The 22,263-nt window shown below is 66.2% G+C and carries 13 protein-coding genes; 8 read left to right on the forward strand and 5 right to left on the reverse strand.

Annotated elements, in window-relative coordinates:
* Positions 1-14: 14 nt before the first annotated feature.
* On the reverse strand, positions 15-3,755 hold the full coding sequence (gene ileS / locus JRI60_RS28690) for an isoleucine--tRNA ligase (RefSeq protein ID WP_204219073.1): 3,741 nt from the start codon (positions 3,753-3,755) through the stop codon (positions 15-17).
* A gap of 455 nt (positions 3,756-4,210) precedes the next feature.
* Here ileS and JRI60_RS28695 point away from each other — a divergent pair, with 455 nt between their 5' ends.
* Positions 4,211-4,930: a hypothetical protein gene (locus JRI60_RS28695; RefSeq protein ID WP_204219074.1), complete on the forward strand. Its 720-nt coding sequence runs from the start codon at positions 4,211-4,213 to the stop codon at positions 4,928-4,930.
* A 96-nt stretch (positions 4,931-5,026) separates the two neighbouring features.
* Here the strand turns inward: JRI60_RS28695 and JRI60_RS28700 are convergent, their stop codons facing one another.
* Positions 5,027-6,904 (reverse strand): hypothetical protein, encoded by a 1,878-nt coding sequence (locus tag JRI60_RS28700; RefSeq protein ID WP_204219075.1) that lies wholly within the window; start codon positions 6,902-6,904, stop codon positions 5,027-5,029.
* A gap of 183 nt (positions 6,905-7,087) precedes the next feature.
* On the opposite strand from JRI60_RS28700, the gene JRI60_RS28705 reads away from it, so the two are divergent.
* Complete coding sequence (locus tag JRI60_RS28705) at positions 7,088-8,326, forward strand: DUF418 domain-containing protein (protein ID WP_204219076.1); 1,239 nt, start codon at positions 7,088-7,090, stop codon at positions 8,324-8,326.
* Between the two features lie 49 nt (positions 8,327-8,375).
* On the opposite strand, the gene JRI60_RS28710 is transcribed toward JRI60_RS28705, so the two are convergent.
* The 3 genes from JRI60_RS28710 to JRI60_RS28720 all read right to left on the reverse strand — a co-directional run bounded on the left by JRI60_RS28710 (position 8,376) and on the right by JRI60_RS28720 (position 10,380).
* A complete protein-coding gene (locus JRI60_RS28710) occupies positions 8,376-8,894 on the reverse strand; it encodes a hypothetical protein (RefSeq protein ID WP_204219077.1) in 519 nt (172 codons plus the stop codon).
* Positions 8,895-9,371: 477 nt separating this feature from the next.
* On the reverse strand, positions 9,372-9,740 hold the full coding sequence (locus JRI60_RS28715; RefSeq protein ID WP_204219078.1) for a hypothetical protein: 369 nt from the start codon (positions 9,738-9,740) through the stop codon (positions 9,372-9,374).
* 58 nt (positions 9,741-9,798) lie between these two features.
* Positions 9,799-10,380 (reverse strand): hypothetical protein, encoded by a 582-nt coding sequence (locus JRI60_RS28720; RefSeq protein ID WP_239469766.1) that lies wholly within the window; start codon positions 10,378-10,380, stop codon positions 9,799-9,801.
* Between the two features lie 173 nt (positions 10,381-10,553).
* Between JRI60_RS28720 and JRI60_RS28725 the strand changes: the two genes are divergently transcribed.
* The 6 genes from JRI60_RS28725 to JRI60_RS28750 all read left to right on the forward strand — a co-directional run bounded on the left by JRI60_RS28725 (position 10,554) and on the right by JRI60_RS28750 (position 22,071).
* Complete coding sequence (locus JRI60_RS28725) at positions 10,554-12,272, forward strand: N-acetylmuramidase domain-containing protein (protein WP_204219079.1); 1,719 nt, start codon at positions 10,554-10,556, stop codon at positions 12,270-12,272.
* A 74-nt stretch (positions 12,273-12,346) separates the two neighbouring features.
* Positions 12,347-13,567 carry a hypothetical protein gene (locus tag JRI60_RS28730; protein WP_204219080.1) on the forward strand — a complete coding sequence of 407 codons (1,221 nt, stop codon included), beginning with the start codon at positions 12,347-12,349 and terminating at the stop codon, positions 13,565-13,567.
* Positions 13,568-13,591: 24 nt separating this feature from the next.
* Positions 13,592-17,419 carry a hypothetical protein gene (locus tag JRI60_RS28735; protein ID WP_204219081.1) on the forward strand — a complete coding sequence of 1,276 codons (3,828 nt, stop codon included), beginning with the start codon at positions 13,592-13,594 and terminating at the stop codon, positions 17,417-17,419.
* 78 nt (positions 17,420-17,497) lie between these two features.
* Positions 17,498-18,373, forward strand: coding sequence for an alpha/beta hydrolase (locus JRI60_RS28740; protein WP_204219082.1), 876 nt, complete (start codon positions 17,498-17,500; stop codon positions 18,371-18,373).
* Between the two features lie 111 nt (positions 18,374-18,484).
* Positions 18,485-20,182, forward strand: coding sequence for a polysaccharide deacetylase family protein (locus JRI60_RS28745; protein ID WP_204219083.1), 1,698 nt, complete (start codon positions 18,485-18,487; stop codon positions 20,180-20,182).
* Between the two features lie 314 nt (positions 20,183-20,496).
* Positions 20,497-22,071, forward strand: a complete 1,575-nt coding sequence (locus JRI60_RS28750) for an ELWxxDGT repeat protein (RefSeq protein WP_204219084.1) — start codon at positions 20,497-20,499, stop codon at positions 22,069-22,071.
* The last annotated feature ends 192 nt before the right edge of the window (positions 22,072-22,263 follow it).

Genomic DNA, 22,263 nt, shown 5'->3' on the forward strand with positions numbered 1-22,263 from the left:
GGTGGGTGCCCGTGTCAGGCGCGCTCCACGCGCAGGCGCGCGGGCAGGCCGTTGAGGTTGAACTCCTCCTCCTTGCCGGTGAGGCCCTCGGGGCCCACGTGCAGCTCCGAAGCGAGCGTCTCGCGGGAGATGGACTCCTTCGCCTCCTGAGTCACCTTGCGCACCCGCGCGTCACCGTCCACCCAGAGGCGGATGCGGTCCGTGTAGCCGAGCGCCATGTCCTTGCGCGCCGCCTGCACCCGGGCGAGCAGCTCGCGCACCAGGCCCTCGTCCACGAGCGCCTCGGTCAGCTCGGTGTGGAGCACCACCACGCCCACGCCCGCGCCAGCGGCGGCGTAGCCGGGGTTGGCCTCCACCAGCACCTCCAGCTCCTCGGAGGGGAACACCATCTGTTCACCCTCGACGGTGAGCACCACCCTGCCCTCCCGCGCCAGCTCGCGCTGGAGCGCCCGACTGTCGGCGGCGTCGAACGCCTTGCGCACCGGGGCCAGCTTGGGACCCAGGCGGCTGCCCATCGCGCGCAGGTTGGGCCTCACCTTGTAGCGCACCACGTCCGCCTCCTGACCCGCCTCCAGGAAGCGCACCTCGTGGACGTTCAGCTCGTCGGCGATGAGGTCCTTGTAGACGGCCACGCGCTCCTGCAGCTCCCGGCGCGACAGCATCACGTCCGCGTGGGACAGGGGCTGGCGCACCTTGAGCTTGTTGTCCGTGCGGACCTTGAGGCCCAGGGACACCAGCTCGCGCACCGCGCCCATCTCCGTGGAGAGCCCCTCGTCGATGAGGCGCGTGTCCGGCTCGGGGAAGCGGCCCAGGTGGACGCTCTCCGGCTGGGACGTGGGCCAGGGCCGGCGCACCAGGTTGCTCCACATCTCCTCGGCGAAGAAGGGAATGAAGGGCGCCGACAGCGCGGTGATGGTGGTGAGCGCCTCGTACAGGGTGAAGTAGGCGTCCAGCTTGTCCTGCTCCAGGCCCGGACCCCAGAAGCGCTCGCGGCTGCGGCGCAGGTACCAGTTGGAGAGGGCGTCCACCAGCGCCACCAGCCGCTGGGCGGCCTCGTAGACCTGGTAGGTGTCCAGCGACCGGGTGACGTCGCGCAGGGCGAGCTGCACCTCGGAGAGGATCCACCGGTCCAGCACGGTGCGCTGCTTCGGCTCGCGCCAGCCGGTGCTCTTGCGGATGGCGAGCCAGGGCACCTCGGAGGAGTCCGGGTTGCCGCGGGCCGGCGAGAAGCCGTCGATGTTCGCGTAGATGGTGAAGAACGAGTAGACGTTGCGCAGCTTGACCTGGAAGTCCTTCTGCAGGAGCCGCACGTTGCTCAGCGAGTGGCGCGTGTTGGACCAGGTGGGGCTGGCGGCGAAGAAGAACCAGCGGAAGGCGTCCGCGCCCGGGGCCCGGCTGGCCGGATCCTTGAGCACCACGCGCTCGGTGAGAGCCAGCCGGGGCACCTCCACCGGCATGACGTCCGCGCCGCGCGCCGAGGGCGCCACGCCCAGCGCCTCCAGGTCCTTCTTCGCCAGCAGCACCACGCGCCGCTTGAGCTTCTTGTGCACCTTCACCGTGAGGGTGAGGGCCTTGTCCGCCGCGTTCGGACGGAAGATCTGCACCTTCGAGCCCTCCTGGATGTCCAGACCCTCTAGGTCCTCGCGGGCGATGAGCGCCTCGCCAGCCACACCGGGGACACCCGCCGCCTTGTCATCCAACACGGCGAAGTCCATCCGCACCTCGTCGAGGATGATCTCCGGCGGGGTGTAGTTGCCCTTGGACTTGGACTCCTTCTTGCCCTCCTTGTCGGAGACGTGGCCCAGGACGATGCAGCTCTTGTACGGAATGGGCCAGCCGCGCTCGGGGGTGAGGCCCTCGCGCCGCTGCGTCTCCTCGTCGAAGACGAGCGTGCTGATCATCAGCAGCGAGTAGAACCAGCCACGCGTCTGGTCGATGGCCTCGGAGATGAAGTCGGCGGGGAAGGCCTGGGCGAACTTCTCGCGCGAGCCGGGCGCGTGGGGGTAGCCCCACTGGGCGAAGGGCATGCACCCCGAGTCGAACCACACGTCCACGACCTCGGGCACGCGCACGAAGCGGCCGGGGGTGCCGGGCTTCTCGTAGGTGACCTTGTCGATCCACGGCTTGTGGACGATGAGGTGCTCGGCGCTGGTGGCACCGGGCTTGCGGGCGATGAAGGCCTTGAGCTCGGCCTCCACGGCGGCCAGGTTGCTGCCGGGCTTCTCGCGCAGGGCCTGGAGCGAGGAGATGGCCTCCACCTCGCCCGTCTCCGAGTGCACCCAGAGCGGCAGGGGCGTGCCCCAGTAGCGCTCGCGGGAGAGGGCCCAGTCCACGTTGTTGGCGAGGAAGTCGCCGAAGCGGCCCTCCTTGATGTGCTCGGGGACCCAGTTGACGGCGCGGTTGTTGGCGATGGCCCTGTCCTTCACGGACGTGGTGCGGATGTACCAGGCGGGCCGGGCGAACTGGATGAGCGGGTCGTCATCCGCGCGCCAGCAGAACGGGTACTCGTGGCGGTACTGCTCGACGAGGAGCATCCGGCCGCGCTCCTTGAGCTCGCGCTGGATCTCCTTGTCCGCGTCCTTGACGAAGCGGCCGGTGAGCTGGGGGAAGTCCTCGGAGAAGGTGCCGTCCGGGCGGATGGCGCAGAACATCTCCAGGGCCTCGGGCTTCGCGAAGCGGGTGCGCTCGTGGCGGAAGGCCTCGTAGTCGTCCTCGCCGAAGGCCGGAGCGACGTGGACGATGCCCGTGCCGCTGGAGAGGGTGACGAAGTCCGCGCCGATGACGCGCCAGGCGGGCGTGTCCGAGCCCCCGCCCGCGAGCGGCAGCTCCGTGTTGCCCACGCGCTGGAAGTACACGTCATAGGGAGGCGAGTAGCGCAGACCCACCAGCTCGCTGCCCTTGCGCGTCTGGAGGACGGGCAGGTCCTTCTTGAGCTTCTTGGCCAGCTCCTCGCGCAGGGCGGCGGCGATGATGAGCTTGCGGTCACCGGCGTCGACGGTGACGTAGTCCACCGTGGGGTTGACGGCGGCGAACATGTTGGACGGGAGCGTCCAGGGCGTGGTGGTCCAGATGAGGAGCGCGGTGTCGGGCGAGTCGCGCAGGGGGAAGGCGACATAGGCGCTGGGGTCGTCCACGGTGCGGTAGCCCATGCCGACCTCGCCGGAGCTCAGCGCGGTGCCACCCTGGGGCCACCACCAGACGATCTTGTGCCCCCGATAGAGCAGGCCCTTGCGGAACAGCTCGGCCAGGGCCCACCAGACGCTCTCCACGTAGCCGCGGTGGTAGGTGACGTAGGCATCGGGGAGGTCCACCCAGAAGCCGATGCGCTCGGTCAGACGCTCCCACTCGTTGGTGTAGCGGAAGACGGACTCGATGCAGCGCTCGGTGAAGGGCTCCACGCCGTAGCGCTCGATCTCCGCCTTGCCGTGGATGCGCAGCTCCTTCTCGACCTCGACCTCGACGGGGAGGCCGTGGGTGTCCCAGCCGGCCTTGCGGGGGACGCGGTAGCCGCGCATGGTCTTGTAGCGCGGGAACAGGTCCTTGATGACACGGGTAAGGACGTGGCCGTTGTGGGGCAGACCGTTGGCGGTGGGCGGACCCTCGTAGAAGACGAAGGCGGGAGCGTCGTCCCGGCCCTGGAGCGTCTGCTCGAAGATCCTGCGCTCCTTCCAGAAGGCGAGGATGCGGCGCTCGTCGGCGGGAAAGTCGATCTCGTTGGGAACGGTGGCGAACAGGGGGCCGGTGGACTGGGACATGGCGGCCGAGTGATAGCACCTGCCGCGCCCGGGTGTAGGCCCTTTCGTGACGGCCCGGCGCCCGTGTCCACCCTGCATCACCTTGGTCCTACCCTGGCTCGCGAACACGGGCTGAAGGTTTTCGGCGCCGCCATGCACCATGAGTGTCCCCGAATCGGCACAAGGTGCGTCCCTCCTTCGCCGACATGCTCACCCCCCTGCGCTATTCCTGTCTGCGTGCCACCATTTCCGCAAACCCACAGGACAAACAGGGTCGACAAAACCTCCTCCTGTTACTGCCCGGCTCCTTGAAGGCAGTCGCTTGAGCTTCGACCAAAGTGCGAAACTCGAACCAAGCTCACGTGCGAAGCGCGGGGGCACAGCGCCACTCCTTGACACTCGCCCACTGTCGTGTTTCCATCACAAGCATGCTAAACATTGGTAACGGGATTACCCTTCGGCGAACGATGATTGTAATGACGGCGCTCGTCCTCTTGCCCGGCTGCAGCGTGATCGCTCCTGAGGCGGAGGCCGCAACATCGCCATCTTTTACTTATTTATCCGCTTCAGCAAATGGCAAAACGACCCGCTACTGGGATTGTTGCAAGCCAAGCGGTTCGTGGCCTGGAAAAGCTTCAGTCAAAACTGGTCCGGTCAAATCTTGCGCCAAAGACGGCAAAACAGCGATCGATCCGAATCAGCTAAGCGGTTGCCAGGCTGGTGGCACCAGTTTCATGTGCGAGTCGCCTCAACCGTGGACTGTGAATGAAAAGCTATCGTATGGATTTGCCGCGGCGAATTTGGTCGGCAAACCGGAAAGCGATACGTCTTGCGCTTGTTACGCATTGCAATTCACCAGCGGACCCGTGAGCGGCAAGACGTTCGTGGCCCAGGTGGTCAACACAGCATCGGATTTAGGTTCGAACCAATTCGCTTTACTGATTCCTGGCGGTGGTGTTGGTCTTTTTAACGGTTGTCAGGCCCAATATAATGCTCCAGCCGATGGTTGGGGGGCCAGATACGGCGGTATCAGCAGTCAAGCCGAATGCTCCAAGTTGCCGGCCGCTTTACAGGCAGGTTGTAACTGGCGATTCGGTTGGTTTCAAAACGCGGATAATCCTACCGTGACCTTCCGTCGGGTCAAATGTCCAGCGGAAATCACTGCAAAGACTGGTTGCGTCCGCAAGGATGAATGAGGGGATATCAGGGCGGGTTCCCGCGACAAGGAGGTGCACGGTCGCGAGGGAGGAGTCCTACCAGACTCCTCCCCATTCCACCGTGAGCACCTCACCTCAACGCAGGCGGATGCCGTCGAGCACCAGCGGCTGCTTGGACCCCTGTTGCTTCCAGAGGTTCACGAGCACCGAATCCGCCGGATCGTTCTGGTTGACGAGCGCCTCGAGCTGCATGCCCTTCTGCACGAGGTCGGCCTCCGCCTTGGACAGGAGCACCGGTTCCGCCTGGAAGGTGTGCTTCTTCATGGGCCCGACATCCTTGCACGTCTTGCGGAAGACGGGCCGGACGCTCCGGCCCACGACGCTGAAGCGCAGGAACTCGTCGCTGTTCTCACACACGACATCCCGGTAGGTTTTCGTGAACTTCTTGAAGGTGATCCACACGCCTTCCGGGGTCTCGCGCTTCGACACCACCACCGCGGGCATTTCCTCGACATTGCCGATGGTCGAGATGGAGGCCTGCATGCCTCGCACCTGTTCCGCCAGATCGTTCGAGGCGCTCTGGGTCTCGGGCACCTGGGGCAGGTCGTCGATGGCCTCCCAGTTGGGGATGGCCTGCACGCGTTGCTCCTTCGTCGGCAGATCCCGCTTGGCCTGCCACCGCGCATTCAGGCGCGCGTAGAAGACCTTTTCCTCCTCGGTCACCCGGCGCGAGCCCTTGATGAGGTTCTCCGCCTCCAGCTTCGCGCGCGCGAGGTGGCCGCGCACCAGGTAACAGGCGGTGAGCGCCTCGGTGATCTGGTACCCGAGGGGATGGCCGGTGCGCAGCTCTCGCACGCCCTGTTCGTCCTTCGGCTGGAGCTCGGCCTCGAGTGAGGCCCGCAGGGAGAGCAGCTTCTCCTCGCAGTCGGCGGGCATCCCCTCGTGAGCCCCGCGCCGCAGCGCCTCGGCCGTCATGGGCTCCAGTGTCCGCAGCGCCTCCGCGTAGCGCACGAGGAACTCGGCGTGAACGCGGCGCGCCGCGTCGGCCGAGTCGCGGAAGATGGCCTTCATCCGGGGAGCCTGTGCCTCCAGCCGCGTGAAGGCGGCCACCACCTCCTCCCGCGCCTCGAGCGTGCGTTGCGCGACGTACACGAGGTTCGCCTTCTCCCAGGCGCGTCCGGGGAAGACGGCCTCGGAGGCCGCCTCGACCTCGGCCTGCGTGGGGACCGTCGTCCCCAAGGCTTCGGCACAGTGGACATAGGTGCCATAGGAGTCAGGCACCTTCCACTCGGTGGAGGCGTAGCAGTGGAACATCAACGCCAGGCGGTAGAGCGTGCCTCGGGGAGAGTCGGACGCCCCCGTCTGGAGTTCCCGGGCGAGAAGCCGGCGCGGGTCCCCCTCGGGGAGCTTTCCGCTCCACAGTTGGTACTTGCTGAAGGAGGGGTCCACCCCCTCCACGTCATAACCACAGGCGAGTCTCGCCAGGTAGTCGTCCGGGCCGGCATGATCGAAAGGGCTGCCGTTCGACGAACGCTGGAAGAACATCCCCCACGTGATGCGGCCAGAGGCGGGGCTCGGCTGCCCGGAGATGTGCGCGGCGCCCTTGTTCTTCTCGGGCTGGATTCCCGCTGCCGCATCCCATTCGTCCGTGGTCCGGCAGCGTTTTGGCTTCGCCTCCCAGCGCGCGCTCACCGACTTCTTGTCCCCGCCCGGGCTCGTCGCCGCCACCGCATCCTCCGCGGCCTGCATCAGCCGCTTCGCCTCCTCGTAATCACGGAGGACGTCCGCGTACCCGGGCAGCTCCCGCATCGCGGGGGCCATGTTCCCCCGGATGCAGACCTCCTCGATGGTACGGAACATGGAGGCGCCCTCGGCGGGGCCGCCCTTCTGCAATCGGCGCACGGCGGTTCGCGCGTCTTGCTGGCACATCGAGAGCATGCCCTGGGGGTCCCCCGCGCGAGCCACGGTGGAGACCGCGAGCGACGCGACGAGGAACAGGGGAATGTGTTTCACGAGATGAAGGTCTCCTTGAGGGTTCAGGAGCACAATGCCATTCCCGATGGGAGGACGGACGGAAATCAGGCGGAGCGATCTCCTCCCAAGAGCGCGTGTCCCCTCGTCACGAACTTGCTCGCAACCCGGCTCGCACCGTGAGTGCGGCGATCGCCGGACTCCGTGTTCGGCTAGTCTCGTCGCGTGACTGAATCACATCCGCACGTCCCCGTCCCCGCATCGGCCGACGAACGCCACGAGCTGATCGATGCCCTGCGCGGATTCGCGCTCGCTGGCGTGCTGATGGTCAACCTGGCGTCGCTCACGCTCTACGAATTCCTCCCCGAACCGGCTCGCGCCGTGCTCCCCACCGCGGGCTTCGATGGGGTGGCGATGCGCGGAATGGAGTTGCTGGTCAACGGCAAGTTCATCACCCTGTTTTCGCTGCTGTTCGGACTCGGGTTCGCGCTCCAACTGGAACGTGCCGAAGCGCGCGGCGCGGACGGCCTGCCGCGTTACGTGCGGCGCCTGCTCGTGCTGGCGGGCATGGGGCTGGTCCACGGCTATTTCGTCTGGTGGGGCGACATCCTGCTGACGTATGCGGTGGTGGGCCTGCTGATGGTGCCGGTCCGCCGCGCCTCCGATCGTGTGCTGTTGATCAGCGGTCTCGTCATCACGCTGCTGCCACCACTCCTGTCGCCTTGGATACGCGCATGGCTGCCAGAGATGCCCAGACAGCCGGAGGTCTATGCGGGTGCGCTGCGGGCGTTCTCGTCGGTGTCGTGGCCGGACACGCTGCACGAGAACATCCGCGTCGCGAGCTGGGCGCGCGTCTCCAACTGGCCGTTGGTGTTCTTCGTGCTGGGTCGCTTCCTCCTGGGCTACTGGGCCGGGCGTCGCGGCTTGTTGCAATACCCGGAGCGCCATCAGGCGCTGCTCCGCCGCGTCTTCTGGTGGAGCCTCGCCATCGGTATCGCGGTGACGTCGCTGTCCTTCGTGCAGGCCGCGTTGCGCGAGTCCTATCCGCTGTTGGACCGCGAAGCCGGCAAGCTCGTCATCCGCGTGCTGTTGCGTGTGGGTCCGCTGGCGTTGGGCATTGCGTATGCCACTGGCTTCGCACTGCTGTTCCCACGACCCGCCTGGAAGCGGCGACTATGCGTCCTCGCGCCGGTAGGCCGCATGGCGCTCACGCACTATCTGACGCAGAGCGTGCTCGGCGTGGCGTTTTTCTACGGGATTGGCGTCGGCATCGGTCCGCGCTGGGGCGTGGCCGGCTGGTGGGGAGCGTGGGCCGTCATCTTCGCCGCACAGCTCCTCATCAGCCATTTCTGGCTGGCGCGTTTCCGTTATGGACCGATGGAATGGCTCTGGCGCTGGTTGACGTACGGACGACGGCCGGAGCTGCGACGTCATGCGGCGACGGCATTGTCCGGCGTGGACTGAGGTCCATTCACGGGAGACACGAAAACGCTGAGCGGGAGTTGGCGGATGCTCAAGCACCCTCGCCATTCATCTGCTTGCGCATGGCCTCTCGCTGCTGGAGCAATTTCTCGCGCTCCTGCGAGATGAGCTCCCGTGCCCGGGGCTTCTGCGCATCGGTGAGTTGCGCCTCCGCCTCGTTGTAGGCGCGGGTGTCGTTGTCCTGCATCTCGTGCATCGCGGACCGGGCCTGCGCCATCCGCTCGCGCATCGCCTCCCTGTTCTGGCCGCTGCCCTCATGTCCACCGCCCTCGGCGCCCGGGCCGCCCCTGCCACCACCCATTCCGCCCATCCCACCACCCATTCCTCCTCCCATGTGACCGCCCCCCATTCCTCCTCCCATGCCGCTACCGCCCCTGCCGCCCCTATGACCACCGCCCCTGAACCCTCCGCCCTCTCCCCTGCGGCCGAAGGACTCCGCGACCTTCTTCTTGAGCGGGGCGTTCTCCGCCTGGAGCTGCTCGTCCCGCTTCTGCAACCAGCCAATCTGCTCGGTGGTAAGAGCCAGCTCGGCGCGGTGCTCGATCAGCACGGCCAGGGAGGATTTGATCTCGGGCGGTGCCTGGGGGCCGTGCTCGGGCGGGCGTTGGGCAGTGTCGGCTCCGGCGCAAGCGGCAAGCGAGATTGCCAGGCACAAGCACAACAACATCTTTCGCTGCATGGGATCTCTCCGAAACGAGGGGCTTCGCCCCGAATCCGCCGCGCTCCGCGGGCGGGAGCCGTGGACATGTTGCCCTCACGGTATTTCGGGCAGGTGTTGGCACGGTGAAGGGTTCGTTTCGGAAGATTTCCGGCTCACCTCCGTGCCAGACGGCTTCACGGACGAGCCGACAGGGCTACCGCCCCCCCTGTCCCGCTACCGCAGACTGTCCAGAAGTCAACAGTTCTCAACAGAACGAGTCATCCACACAAAGATCGGCCCACTGGCCCGCGGGCTGCTGTTCCGCAGCAGCCTCGCGGGATCCACAAATGCGGCGCACCACTCGCGGAGCTACTGGGGCGACGATTCTCACGGTGATTCGGGGTCCTCCTTCCATTCTTCATCCGTTTCCAATTCTTCCGGGAGAGGCGCCACCATGAGCCTCAGCTTTCCTGTCACTTCAACAGCCATGAAGCCCTTGCCAGCGATCTTCACACGTTCGGAGTCCTTGGCATTCCCGCTGGCAAGCCACTGGTCCGCTTCCGCTCGCGTCGCGAACTCGTGAGACACTTCGACCGTGAATGACGTATCGGAGAATCTTTTATAATACCTGGCAAAATCATCCTCCTTCTTGTTGTCACGGATATAGAGCATCGCAGCCTGAGCAAGCTTGAATGCCTCCCTCTCTTTCGATCCCTCCGCATGACTCTCGATGAAGGGATTCAGAACGAGGAGCATTTCCTCCAAATCGAAGTCTGAAGTGGATGCCATATCATCACCCAATTCTGCTATCAGCTCACAGTGGAGCCAAGATCAGCGCGCCACCCGCTGCTATGGCAACGACGTAAGGGGCAGCAGCCACGCCCGCGACGATGACGATCGTTCCAACCGCAACCTCGGTCTTGTGCTCCCTGAGCCAGTCGAGCGCAGCGTCGATAGTTGGAAAATGAAGTTCCTTCCTCTGTAACTCCTGACGCTCCAGTTCCTCCTGTTCTTTGACGCACCTCATGAACTCTTCGCGGCACGTTTTGGTACAGTGTTCATGGTGCTTGCCAGAGCCCTTATCGATGCTCGAAATGTTGGGCTTCCGTCTCCAGCATGTTCTGAAGCACTTCTTTTCCATTTCGCTACAGTAGGCGTCAGCGCCAGCCCCGCCTGTTCCGCCCTCGACGCTGGAGCCAACTCCGCTCGCGTCCTCGGAAATGACGTAGACATTGCGCTCTGGCGGCTGTGTGTGGGCACATCCGAGGCTGGTCGTTGCCACAGCGATCAGCAGAGCCACCCATCTCGTCAGACCTACAGGGTGCATCGCTCCCGCCATGCCGAGCAGGATCCGCGAAGCCCGCCAGCCGGAACGGCCGAAATGGCGGTAGAGCATCGTCCCCCTCCTTGTCAACGGCCCTCGCGCCCACCTCGGGCCGGGGCGAGCCCAGGTCTAGAACGACCGACCTCGGCGGAACCAGCCGCATGTCCTGGTGCCGTTCACCAGGAGGCATCGCCTTGCCCGATCCACCCCCCTCACGTGTCCCATGGAAAAAGAGGCGACGATCCATGGGAAATCACGACGTAACCCGGTTCACCGGAGCAGCCACCCCCCTCACCGCCCAGGGCATCCAGTCCTGCGCCGACAAACTCTCCGTACACCCCGCCGAGCTCTGGGCTGTGCTCCAGATCGAGACCCAGGGCTGTGGCTTCTTCGCGGACCGCCGGCCCGCCATCCTCTTCGAGCGCCACGTCTTCAGCCGTAGGACCCACGGCCGCTACGACACGCAGGCCCCCGACATCAGCAACCCCCAGGCAGGAGGCTATTCCTGGGGGGCCGCCGAGTACGAGCGGCTCGAACGGGCCCTGGCGCTCGACGAGCGGGCCGCGCTCGAGAGCGCCTCGTGGGGTCTCGGCCAGGTGATGGGGTACCACGCCAACGACCTGGGCTACGGCTCCGTCGAGCAGTTCGTCAGCCGGATGATGGCCTCCGAGGACGAGCAGCTCGCGGCCATGGCGGCGTTCATCCAGCACAACGGCCTGGACAAGGCCCTGCGCGACCATGACTGGGCCGCGTTCGCTCACGGCTACAACGGCGCGGGCTACGCGAAGAACCAGTACGACAAGAAGCTGGCGGCGGCCTACCAGCACCTGTCCACCCACTCCTTGCCGGACCTGAGCGTGCGCGAGGGCCAGCTCCTGCTCACGTTCCTGGGCTTCGATCCGGGCACCGTGGATGGCGCCTTCGGAGCGCACACCAAGGCGGCCCTGAACCGGTTCCAGAGCCAGCATCAACTGCCCACCACCTCCGGCTTCGACCCGGCCACCCTCGAGCTGCTGCGGCAGCAGCTCGCCGGTCCGCTGCGGAGCATGGCGCTCCCCCCTCGGCAAGATCCCGTGGCCCCCACGCCGGTCCCCGCGCCAGCCCTCGCGCTGGCCACACGCCCCCCTTCGCCGGTGGTGAGAAGCACCGAGGCCACGGCGCTGGCACCCGCCGAGCCCGCTCCGCCAGAGGTGCTCGCGAAGGTGGACGCCTCGCCGCTTCCCTCACGGCTGTCCGAGCAACTCGGTCAGCGACTCGCTCAGCCGCTCAGCAAGGACGTCCAGAAGGAGCTCGCCAGCCTTTTGACGCTGCGCGACAAGGCCGCACCGATCCTCGGCCCCACGGCCGTCCAGTCCATCGACCTGGGCCTCACGGCGCTGCTGTCGGAGCAGCCCAACCTCGCGTTCGTGCGGGGCATCCGCCTGCGCGTCGCCTCCGCGCTCGCGGACCAGCTCTACCCCCTGCGCCCACTCCCCCTCCTGCGGTCCAACTCGCCCGCCACGCAGGTGGTGCTCGGGCTGGGGCTGCTGCTGCTCGTCTCCCACGGAGCGGCCGCCTTCGTGCATCAGGTGCTGACCAGCGAGAGCACCCTGCTCTTCGGTCTCCCCGTCCGCATGCTGTTGCTGGTGGGACTGTGCGGCGCCATGGGCAGCGTGGTGAGCATCCTCATGCGGCTCGCGGATCTCGACAAGCCGCGAGGCGCCAGCCGCACCTCCATGGTGATGTTGGGTTTCTTCAAGCCCGTCATCGGCATGTACAGCGCGATCTTCTGCTTCACGTTGCTGAAATCAGGGCTGCTGCCCCTCAAACCGGCGAATCCGGAATCGGAGATGTACCTCTACATGGCGGTGTGCTTCCTGGTCGGCTTCAGCGAGCGGCTCGCGCAGGACATGTTCGCCCGCGCGGAGGAGAGCCTCGTCGCGGCCGCCGGCGGAGAGAGGCCCGCCCCCCCTTCGCCTCGCTGATGTCGGGGACCCGCGGGGATTGCCCGAAAGAAATCCCCACGGGTCTCACCTTCCGACCCGCCAGGAGGCCGCTCATGCCCAAGAAGCCAAACCCCTACGTGGCTCGCAATTACACCCACCTCCAGCTCATCACCTGGGAGCACTTCACCTCGGAGCTGACGAAGCCGGGGGACGAACCCGAGCTCAACCCCACGCGACCCAACGAGAAGGACCCCAACAAGCCCATCCCGATCTTCACCAACAACATGCGGCTCGACGAGCGGACCCGGCTCAAGCGTCTGCTCGGGGTCGTCGAGCTCGCACGCCAGAAGCTCGCGAACACCGACGACAGCAAGACCCTCAAGATCTTCCTGGCGCCCGAGTTCACCTTCCGGCCGGACAAGAACGACACCGACGAAGCGCAGGAGAAAGGCATCGGCCCGGGTGCCACCTACACCCGGGATGCCATGACGCAGATCCTCACCACGCTGCGCGAGATGTTCAGCGACGAGAAGTACCGTGACTGGTTGTTCGTGCCCGGAACCATCTTCTGGAGCGAGCCCGTCAAGATCGGGCTCGTCAACGACTACGTCTTCTTCAACACCGCCCTCATGTTCAAGGGCGGGGCGACGAACGCGCCCTTCACGTGCATCCACAAGCACGCCGCCGCGCTCTCCGACAAGGCGGACCCGCAGAAGAGCGCCGAGAAGAATCCGCTGTTCAAGGACATCCTCGGAAAGAAAGAGGACAGGAAGTTCAACGTCCTCGACACGGATGACATCCGGTTCGGTCTCGAGATCTGCCTCGACCATGGCGCGAGGATCCTCAAGGACGCCGTGATGCGGGACTACTACGTGAACGAGCAGAACGAACACCCCTTCGTGGACGTCCACCTGCTCGTGGCTTGCGACAAGGCGGTGGAGCCGCGCAACCTGGCGATCACCGAAGGTGGTTACTTCATGCGGGTGGACGGTTCCCCCAGCGTGGCGGGTGTCTCCAAGCAGCCGACTCCTGGCTACGGGCTGATCCCCGGCAAGTCCTCGAGCATCTTCCGCGGTGTCACCCAGGACGAGATGCCAAAGGAATACGCCAAGGACTCCCAGAAGCTCGTGGACATGATCCCGGAGGACGAGGACAACCCCGTGTACATCTCCCACTACGACGCGAACGGTCAGAGCATGCTCGAGCCCCTCTGGAAGGAGAACCTCAAGGACCACGGCGCGTTGGAGACGTGGGCCATCGGCACCCAGTCGCTCGTGGCCTACAAGCGGCAGCCATTCCAGCCATCGAAGAAGGTCGGTCGGAAGGGTCCCTGACAATCCCAGCCAAGGTGAGATGACATGAACAGCCAGGATTTGAAGAATGCTCTCCGGAGCGTGGATGGCAAGGTTGTCACCAGCGCCGGTACCCTGACCTCGAACATCGACAGCCTGCTCGTCGACTATTATGGCAACCAACCACTGGTCATCACCGCCGCCGAGTCCGCGCCGGACAGTGGTCCCAACCAGGTGCGCGTTTCCGGCCGCTCCAACTTCATGCAGGTTCCGGATCTCCCGGTCGACGCCCGCTTCTCCTGTCTCACCGACGGCGACGTCGGAGCGGCAGTCGGGTATCAGCTCATCGGAGACGCTCCCGGGCCGGACCGCTGGAAGTTCTCGCGCAGCCTTCCCGGGCTCCCCAGGGTCCTCAACCACGACACCCGAGTGATCCAGCCGTATGACGGCAGCTCCCCGACGCCCGTCGATCATCTCGCGGGGCAGCTCCCCTACCTCGACTCGCTGAACCTGTACGACGCCCGCCTCGTGGTGGCGAGCGAGCCGCAGGATCTGGAGCAGGCGGGGGTCCGGCTCGAGCGCGGCATCAACTTCATCGGCAAGCTGCGCCCCGCGGGAATTCTGGGCGTCCTGCTCAACACCTTCGGCTACGGCGAGCCCCTGACGCTGAGAGGGATGATCCGCATTCCCAAGGAGTCCGACGTCACCCTGCCCCTCAACCCCCGCGAGTGGCCCTGGCAGCGCCAGGACGTGCCCGGCGTGCTCCTCGAGGCCGCGCTGGGCCAGGGCGGCACCCTCGGCAAGGTCCGCTTCGACAACCCGAGACTCCGCATCTACAGCCCGCACGACACGAAGTGGCTGCGTGAGAACCCCGGCTTCCAGCCGCTCGTGGCCTATACCGGCACCCTCGCCGTGCCGAGCGCCGGCATCGGCATCGACGTGACCGCGACCAGCCGCTGGGGCGTGGACGAGCTCACGTTCTTCGGCGACGTCCACGGCGTCTCCCTGGCGAAGCTCGCCGAACTCGCCGACCTCGCTGGCGGCGACGACCTCGCGCAGTACCTGCCCGAGGAGCTCCAGAAAGCGGGACAGGCGCTCGGCAAGCTGGCGCTGACCTACGTCACCCTGTCGCTCGGCGTGGGCAGCCGCGGGCTGTACGTCAGCTCCGTCAGCTTCACCATCGGCATGCCCGACTGCCGCTGGAAGATCTGGGGCGACCACCTCGCGGTCCGCGACCTCTCGTGCCAGTTCTCCATCACCGACCCGTTCGGCCAGCGCAAGGTCTCGCTCGACGTGGGCGGCATCATCGACATCGAGGGCGTCCCGTTCAGCGTCCGCGCCTCGAACGCCAACGACTTCACCGTCTACGCCCGAATGCTCGGCGGGCAGACCCTCCCGCTGAGCCGGCTCCTCAAGAGTTACGCGCCGGATCTCCCGCCCCCCGCGGACCTGACCATCGACAGCATGAACGTCACGGTCGCTCCAGGCTCCTTCTACAGCTTCTCCGCGGCGCTGGCCGGGCGCCCGAATGAATGGGTCATCGATGTCGGGCCCCAGAAGCTCAAGATGCAGGACGTCGCCCTCCGCCTGAGCTGCCTTCAGGGCGGCAAGGTGACCGGCGACTTCGAGGGAAACATCGCCTTCGGCAAGAGCCGCATCTCGGCCCGCTACAGCCACCCGGGTGAGTTCGCCATCCGCGGCAACTTCCCGGAGGTCCACCTCGACGAGCTGATCAACGGCCTGTGCGACCAGAAGGCGCCGCTGCCCGCGGGCTTCGACGTCACCCTGAAGAACTCGTCGGTGCTCATCCGGAAGCAGGGCAACGGCTACGTCTTCCAGCTCGCCACCGCCCTCGAGGGCGTGGGCCTCTTCGCCTTCGAGGCCAGCAAGACCGGGGCGCAGTGGGGCTTCGCCGCGGGAATGGATCTGGGCCCCGCCCGGCTCTCGAGCCTGCCCGGCCTCTCCGCGCTCAAGTCGGTCGAGGACATCGTCCGGCTGCAGAAGCTGCTCCTGGTGATCTCCACCCAGGACAACGCGAACCTCCAGTTCCCGGACCTCGCGCAATTCAACGCCCCCCAGCTCGGCACGCAGAAGCTGGCCCTGCCCGCCCAGACGAGCGGCGTCGGCAAGGGCCTGACGGCCTTCGCCGAGTGGCAGCTCGATTCGAATGACAGGCAACAAGGCCTGCTCATGAAGCTCCTCGGGGTCGGCGGTACGCAGCGCGTGGCGCTCGCCATCGGAGATAACCCGGCGAAGGAGTCGAAGCTCTTCTTCGGGCAACGGACCCGGATCCAGGGGCAGCCGTTCGACTACCAGCTCGGCGTCATGCTCACCAATGGCAAGGCGAGCTTCTTCCTCACCGGCTCGTTGACGGCGAAGATCCAGGGCCAGCCGCAGACCTTCGATGTCACCACCCTGTTCGTCCCCGGTGGCGCGTTCATGTCCGCGACCATGAAGGGCGCGACGGCCGTCAATTGCGGCCCGTTCAAGCTGAGCAACCTCGCGATGCAGATCGGGGTGAACTGGGGCGGCATCCCCAGCCTCGGGATCGCCGCGACCATCGACGTGAAGAACTTCCAGTCATCGGTGGCTGTGTTCTTCGACTCGACGGACCCCTCGCGCAGCCTGGTGGCGGGCTCGATCAGCAGCCTGACCGCCAAGGACGTGATGGACACGCTGGTGGGCGGTGGCCTCAAGACGCCGATCGACGAGGTGCTCAAGGGCATCGCCATCAAGGGCACGCACCAGTTCTCCATCCCGGGCAACCTCGCCAGCGAGCTCGATGGCCTGGTCTTCGACAAGGTCTCGTCCGCGTTCGCCGCCGCGAAGGTGACGATCCCCTCCTCGTCGAACCAGCTCACGCTGGTGGTGAACAAGAAGGGCGCGTCGTGGCACCTGACGGACCTCACCACGATGCGGCACTACGAGCTCGAGCTGCAGGGGGACAAGATCCAGGTGCGGATCGCCCCGCAGTTCTACTTCGCGCCCCAGCCCACGTTCATCGGCACCATCCAATACCCGCAGAGCTACTACCTCAACGCCGCCATCTCGTTCGCCGGCTTCGATGCCTCCGCCACGATCGACATCTCGCAGAACAAGGGCTTCTCCGTGGACGCGCAGATGGACAAGATCGTGCTCGTCGACGAGCGGTTCTTCTCGATCGCGGCCGCCCAGGGCGGCGGTGGCCCGAAGATCTCCATCTCGACGTTCTTCCAGCCCGACCAGCCGGTCGCGGAGTTCCGGCCGCCCCATTTCTATATCAACGGCGGCCTGACGATGTTCGGCCTCAAGCGCTCCCTCTTCGCCAGCGTGACCGTCAACGGCGTCGAGTTCGAGCTGAAGGGACCGCTCGCGCCTGGCGTGAACTTCGACGTCGACGCACGGTTCGGCAAGAGCGGCCTCGAAGCGGGCGGGACCGTCAAGGTGGGCATCGGCACCATCGACCTCGGCCTGCTCGGCAAGGCGAAGGTCAACACCAACATCGAGGCCCACATCGAGATCGATATCGACAGCAAGAACGTCGACATGATGCTGGAGTCGAGCTTCGAGTTCGCTGGCGAGGGCTTCAAGATCGCGAAGTTCAGGCTCGACGCGACCCCCGACGCGTTCACGAAGCTGCCCGAGGTGCTGTCGAAGAAGGTCGAGGCCGCGCTGCGCGACGCCTTCAATGACGCGACGAAGTGGACCAACGCCGTCAACAAGGGCGTCATGGAGGGGGTGAACGACACCGAGAAGGTGTTCAAGGATGTCTACAAGAAGAGCGAGAAGGAGGCCAAGGCGCTCGCCAACACCATGAACAAGGGCGTGAATCAGGCGACCAAGGCCGTCGAGAACGTCGCCAAGGACGTGGGCAAGAGCACCAAGAAGGCGTTCAAGAAGGCGAAGTTCTGGTAACGGAACATGCTCCGAGCGGCCGGGCTCCGCTATCCTGCGAGCCTCCATCGCCGGATTCACTCCAGAGACGAGGCCTCCATGAAGAATGTCATCGAACGAGCTTCCTTCGCGATGAGTCTGACGCTGGCCGCGCTCCTCCTGTCGTCGTGCACCGCCGCTCCCCCCGTGCGGGGTGCCATCGAGTCCCGGTATGCGGAGCCCGGCCCCCTGGCGATCGGAACGGAGCTCATCACGAACGACCGGGGTGAGGCGCTCTATCAGACGTACTTCCCGGAGCCCCTCACCACCGGGCATCCCGTCATCGTCTGGGGAAACGGGACCGATGCACTGCCCTCGAACTACGATGCCCTGCTCCGCCATCTGGCGTCCTGGGGCTTCGTGGTCATCGATACATTCGAGACCCACACCGGAACCGGAGCCGAGATACTCGCCGCCGCCCGCTACCTGGTTTCACGGCATGAGACGCCCGGTTCCCGCTTCTCTGGCAAGCTCGACGTCCGGCGAATCGGCGCGGCCGGACACTCGCAAGGCTCCACCGGGGTCATCAACAGTCATACGAACTTCGAGGCCGGAAGTCTCATCACGACCGTGGTGTCCATCGCGCTGCCCGCCCTCCGCTGGTGCGACCCCGAGGACAAATACGACACGTCCCGGCTCGCCATACCCTTCCTGATCCTGGGAGGCACCGGGGATGGAATCATCTCCCCAGCGGCCGACAACCAGCGGGCCTTCGATCGAACCGCTCCGGGTGTTCCCGCCGCCATGGCCATTGCCTCGGGGGCCAGCCACAACGAAATCCAGGGTGATGGCGGCATGCACCGGGGATACCTGACGGCCTGGATGCGTTACTGGCTCGCCCAGGACGGCGAGGCGAGGGCCGCCTTCGCGGGGGACATGCCCGAGCTCGCCCATCATCCGGGATGGCTACACGTGGCGCTCAAGAACCTCGAGTAGGAAGGTGCCGCGCCCTCAAAATTCGAGATGTAACGGAATTCCCCTTGTGTCAGTGCCTCCCCGTACGATGAGATGATCCGGAAAAATACTCCTCCATCAAAAAGGAGACACATGAACAGATTACATGCGGTGAAGGAGTTCGTGCGGAGTCTGGCGGTGCTGGGCCTGGCGTTGGTGGGAGCTCCCACCCTGGCCGCGACTCCCTTCCAGGAAGGAATGGTGAGCATCACGCTGGATGACGGGTGGCCCTCGCAGTACACGGCGGCACGCCCGGTGCTGAACCAGCACGGCATCCACGTCACCTACTTCCTCGTCACCGAGGGCATCCGCAACGGGTGGACGGGCTTCATGACGGTGCCTCAGGTCCAGACCGTCATCGCCGAGGGCAACGAGATCGGCTCCCACACGATGAACCACTCGGATCTGACCACCCTGTCCGCGGCGCAGGTGCAGTCGGAGCTGAGCGGCTCGCAGGCGTGGCTGAAGTCGCAGTTCGGCCTGGCGTCGGTGCCGGCCTTCTCCTCGCCCTATGGGGCCTACAACGACAGCGTGCTGGCCACCGTCAAGCAGTACTACGGCAGCCACCGCACGGTGAACGGCGGCCAGAACTTCCGGGACACCAACATCTTCCAACTCCGGTCCTATGACGTGAATACCAGCGTCACCCTGGACGACGTGCGCACGTGGCTCGACAAGGCCGCCGCCGACAAGAGCTGGGTCATCCTCACCTTCCACCAGTTCGTGAGCGGCACGCCCACCCAGTCGACGGAGATCAACATCGACCAGTTCTCGCAGATCCTCGACTACATCCAGGTCAAGGGCCTGCGCACCGTCTCCGTGTCCGAGGGCGTGGCGTTGACCGAGGGGCGCACGGAAGAGCCCGTGGGTGACACACCCGTCTATGACGACGGCATGGGCAATGCCTTCGCGGACTGGAGCTGGGCCACGCACGACCTCGATGATCGCACCGTGGTGCACAGCGGACTGTCGTCCCTGTCCGTCCAGCTGGGTGGCTGGAATTCCCTCTACTTCCACCACACCTCTGGACTCGATGCGAGCCTGTATCAGTCCATCGAGCTGTGGGTGAACGGCGGCAGCAGTGGCGGCCAGGGTGTGCGGCTGGCGTTCTATGACGGCTCCCAGTACATCGGCTCGACGCGGCTGGACACGGTGCTGGGTCACCCCATCCTGGCGGGCACCTGGCAGCGGGTCGTCGTCCCGCTCAGCTCCGTGGGACTGAGCTCCGGCACCGTGCGCGACATCTACATCCAGGACGATACCGGCGGGAGCCAGGGCACCCTCTACCTCGACGACATCCGGCTGATCCGCTCGAACGCGCAGCCCCCGCCGCCTCCGCCGACCCAGCCCTTCGCCCTCTACGCGGATGCGCTCGCCTCCGGGTTCAATGATTGGAGCTGGGCGGTGCACAACCTGGCGCAGAGCTCCATCGTCCACGCGGGCACGTCGGCCATCTCCGTCGAGCTGGACCAGTGGTCGGCCCTCTTCTTCCACAGCGATAGCACCATCGACCTGAGCCGGTACAAGTCCATCGAGCTGTGGGTGCACGGAGGCACCTCCGGCGGGCAGGTGGCGCGGTTGGTGTTCAACGGCGACTCCGGCCTGCTCGGGGAGATCCGTCTGGACGAGACGCTGGGCCACGCCATCCAGCCGGGCACCTGGCAGCGGGTCTCCATCCCGTTCAGCCTGCTGGGCTTGAGCTCGGGCTCGCTCCGGGAGATCTACATCCAGGATCAATCGGGCGCGGACCAGGGGACCCTCTACATCGACGACATCCGGCTGCTCCCCTGAGGTAGCACCCAGGCCTCGGGTCGCCGCGCGGCAGCCATGCCACGGGCCCCGAGGCCTCATGGTCCAGGCGAACCTGGAGACTGGCCCCCCAGCAGCCGGGCGTGCGCCTCCGCATCGCCCTCCGAGCCCGTTGCGCTCACGGCTGTCCAGGAGGCCACATTGTATTCCAGCGTGGAACCTCCACTCGTCAACGACGAGTGAATCCGCCCACCACGACGGGAATGTGAGCAGGGATTTCTGGCTGGCTGACACTGGACGGATTCAATCCCTCTCCTCACCCTCATGTCTCAACATCAGGCATGCGAGGTAGAGGAATGGGTTCAGGGCGCGGCGTGGTACTTCTCTGCTCGATCATCGTGGGCTGCGGCGGAACCGGAACAGGTACGGGAGGAAGCGGAGATACCGGCCAGGAGAACGAGCCACCCATCGAGAGCGCCCCCTCCGGGGGAGACGGAGAGCGGACGGGGGCTCCTCCGGTCCCCACCGCGCCCCCGACGCCGTCCACCCCCTCGGGTGCTTCTCCGACGCTGGGGACGGCCCACCTCGTCAAGGACATCTTCCCGCCCTTCAACGCCTCGCCCTGGACCGGGTTCGGTCCGGGGCTCCTGGTGGACTTCCAGGGCCGCCTCTTCTTCGCGGCCTTCTTCGAGGACGGGCGGACCGGCCTGTGGACGAGCGATGGAACCGAGGCCGGCACCGTGCAGGTGAAGGACTTCCCCGCGTTCCAGGACACGGGCGTGAAGGAACTGACGCCCCTGGGCAATCGGCTCTTCTTCGCCGCGGGTGACGCCGCCCACGGCCAGGAGTTGTGGGTCAGCGACGGCACCCCGGGTGGCACGCGGCTGGTGAAGGACATCGCCCCGGGTGCGGGCAGCTCGTCGCCCTTCGCGCTCACGCCCGTGAACGGCTCCCTGCTCTTCTTCTGTTTCCGCCCCGAGACCGCGACGTCGCCCGGACGCACCGAGCTGTGGCGCACGGATGGCTCCGAGGCCGGCACCGTGCTCGTGCGCGACATGGGGCCCGACTCGTCCCTGAGCGCCTCGCGGGTACGCGTGGGCGACACGCTCTTCTTCTCCTTCACGGACGCGGCTCACGGCACCGAGCTGTGGAAGACGGACGGCACCGAGTCCGGCACGGTGATCGTCAAGGACATCCAACCCGGCGCCGCCCACTCCTATCCGTCTCAACTCCAGGCCCTGGGCTCGTCGGTCTTCTTCTTCACCTTCACCCCCACCCAGGGCCGCGAGCTGTGGCGCACGGATGGCTCCGAGGCCGGCACGACGCGCGTCCGGGAGATCTCCGCGGGCCCGGAGGGTCCCACCGCCAGCCTCCTGCCGGGAAACACGGACGGCAATCTCTACCTCACGCTCTCCGAGCCGTCGGATCAGCTCATGCGCCTGTACGCGCTGGAGCCGGACGGCGCCGGAGCCGTCCAGGAGCGGCTCGTCACGACCCTGCCCAACACCTACGCGCAGCAGGCCGACGCGCTCCCCTACATCACCACCTCCACCCGCGCGGGTGGCAAGCTCTTCTTCGGCCAGGCCCTGTCCTCACCGGGCCCCAGTCCCCGGGACGTGCAGCTCTGGGTGACGGATGGGACGGCCGCGGGCACCCGGATGCTGTCCCGGCCCCTGAGCAGGTCGGACGAATTCACGACCGGGCTCCACGCCCTGGATGACCGCATCCTCTACAGCAGCACGAGCGACGCCGAGGGTCTGGAGCCCTGGGTGAGCGATGGGACGGCCGCGGGCACGCACCTGGTGCAGGACATCACCCCCGGCGCCTCCTCGTACCCCCACGACTTCACCCGAGTGGGCTCCTCCGTCTTCTTCGTCGCCACGGACAGCCTCCATGGCAGCGAGCTCTGGGTACTCCCGCTGGAGGACTGACCTCCCCAGATGAGCAGGCCGCTCAACGCGGCCAGACCATCACCCAGACCCAGACCGGCGACCACAGGGTCGCGGGGCTGGGGGTACGGACGGCCGCGGGTTGAGGGCCACGGCGCTTGCGGAACTCGTCGAGATGGATGACTTCGGCAGCCTGGTTCATGGCGGACACCGCTCTTCCTGAGGTGGCTCGCG

Origin of the sequence: Archangium violaceum, from assembly GCF_016887565.1 — a bacterium.
GTDB classification, from domain to species: Bacteria; Myxococcota; Myxococcia; order Myxococcales; family Myxococcaceae; genus Archangium; species Archangium violaceum_B.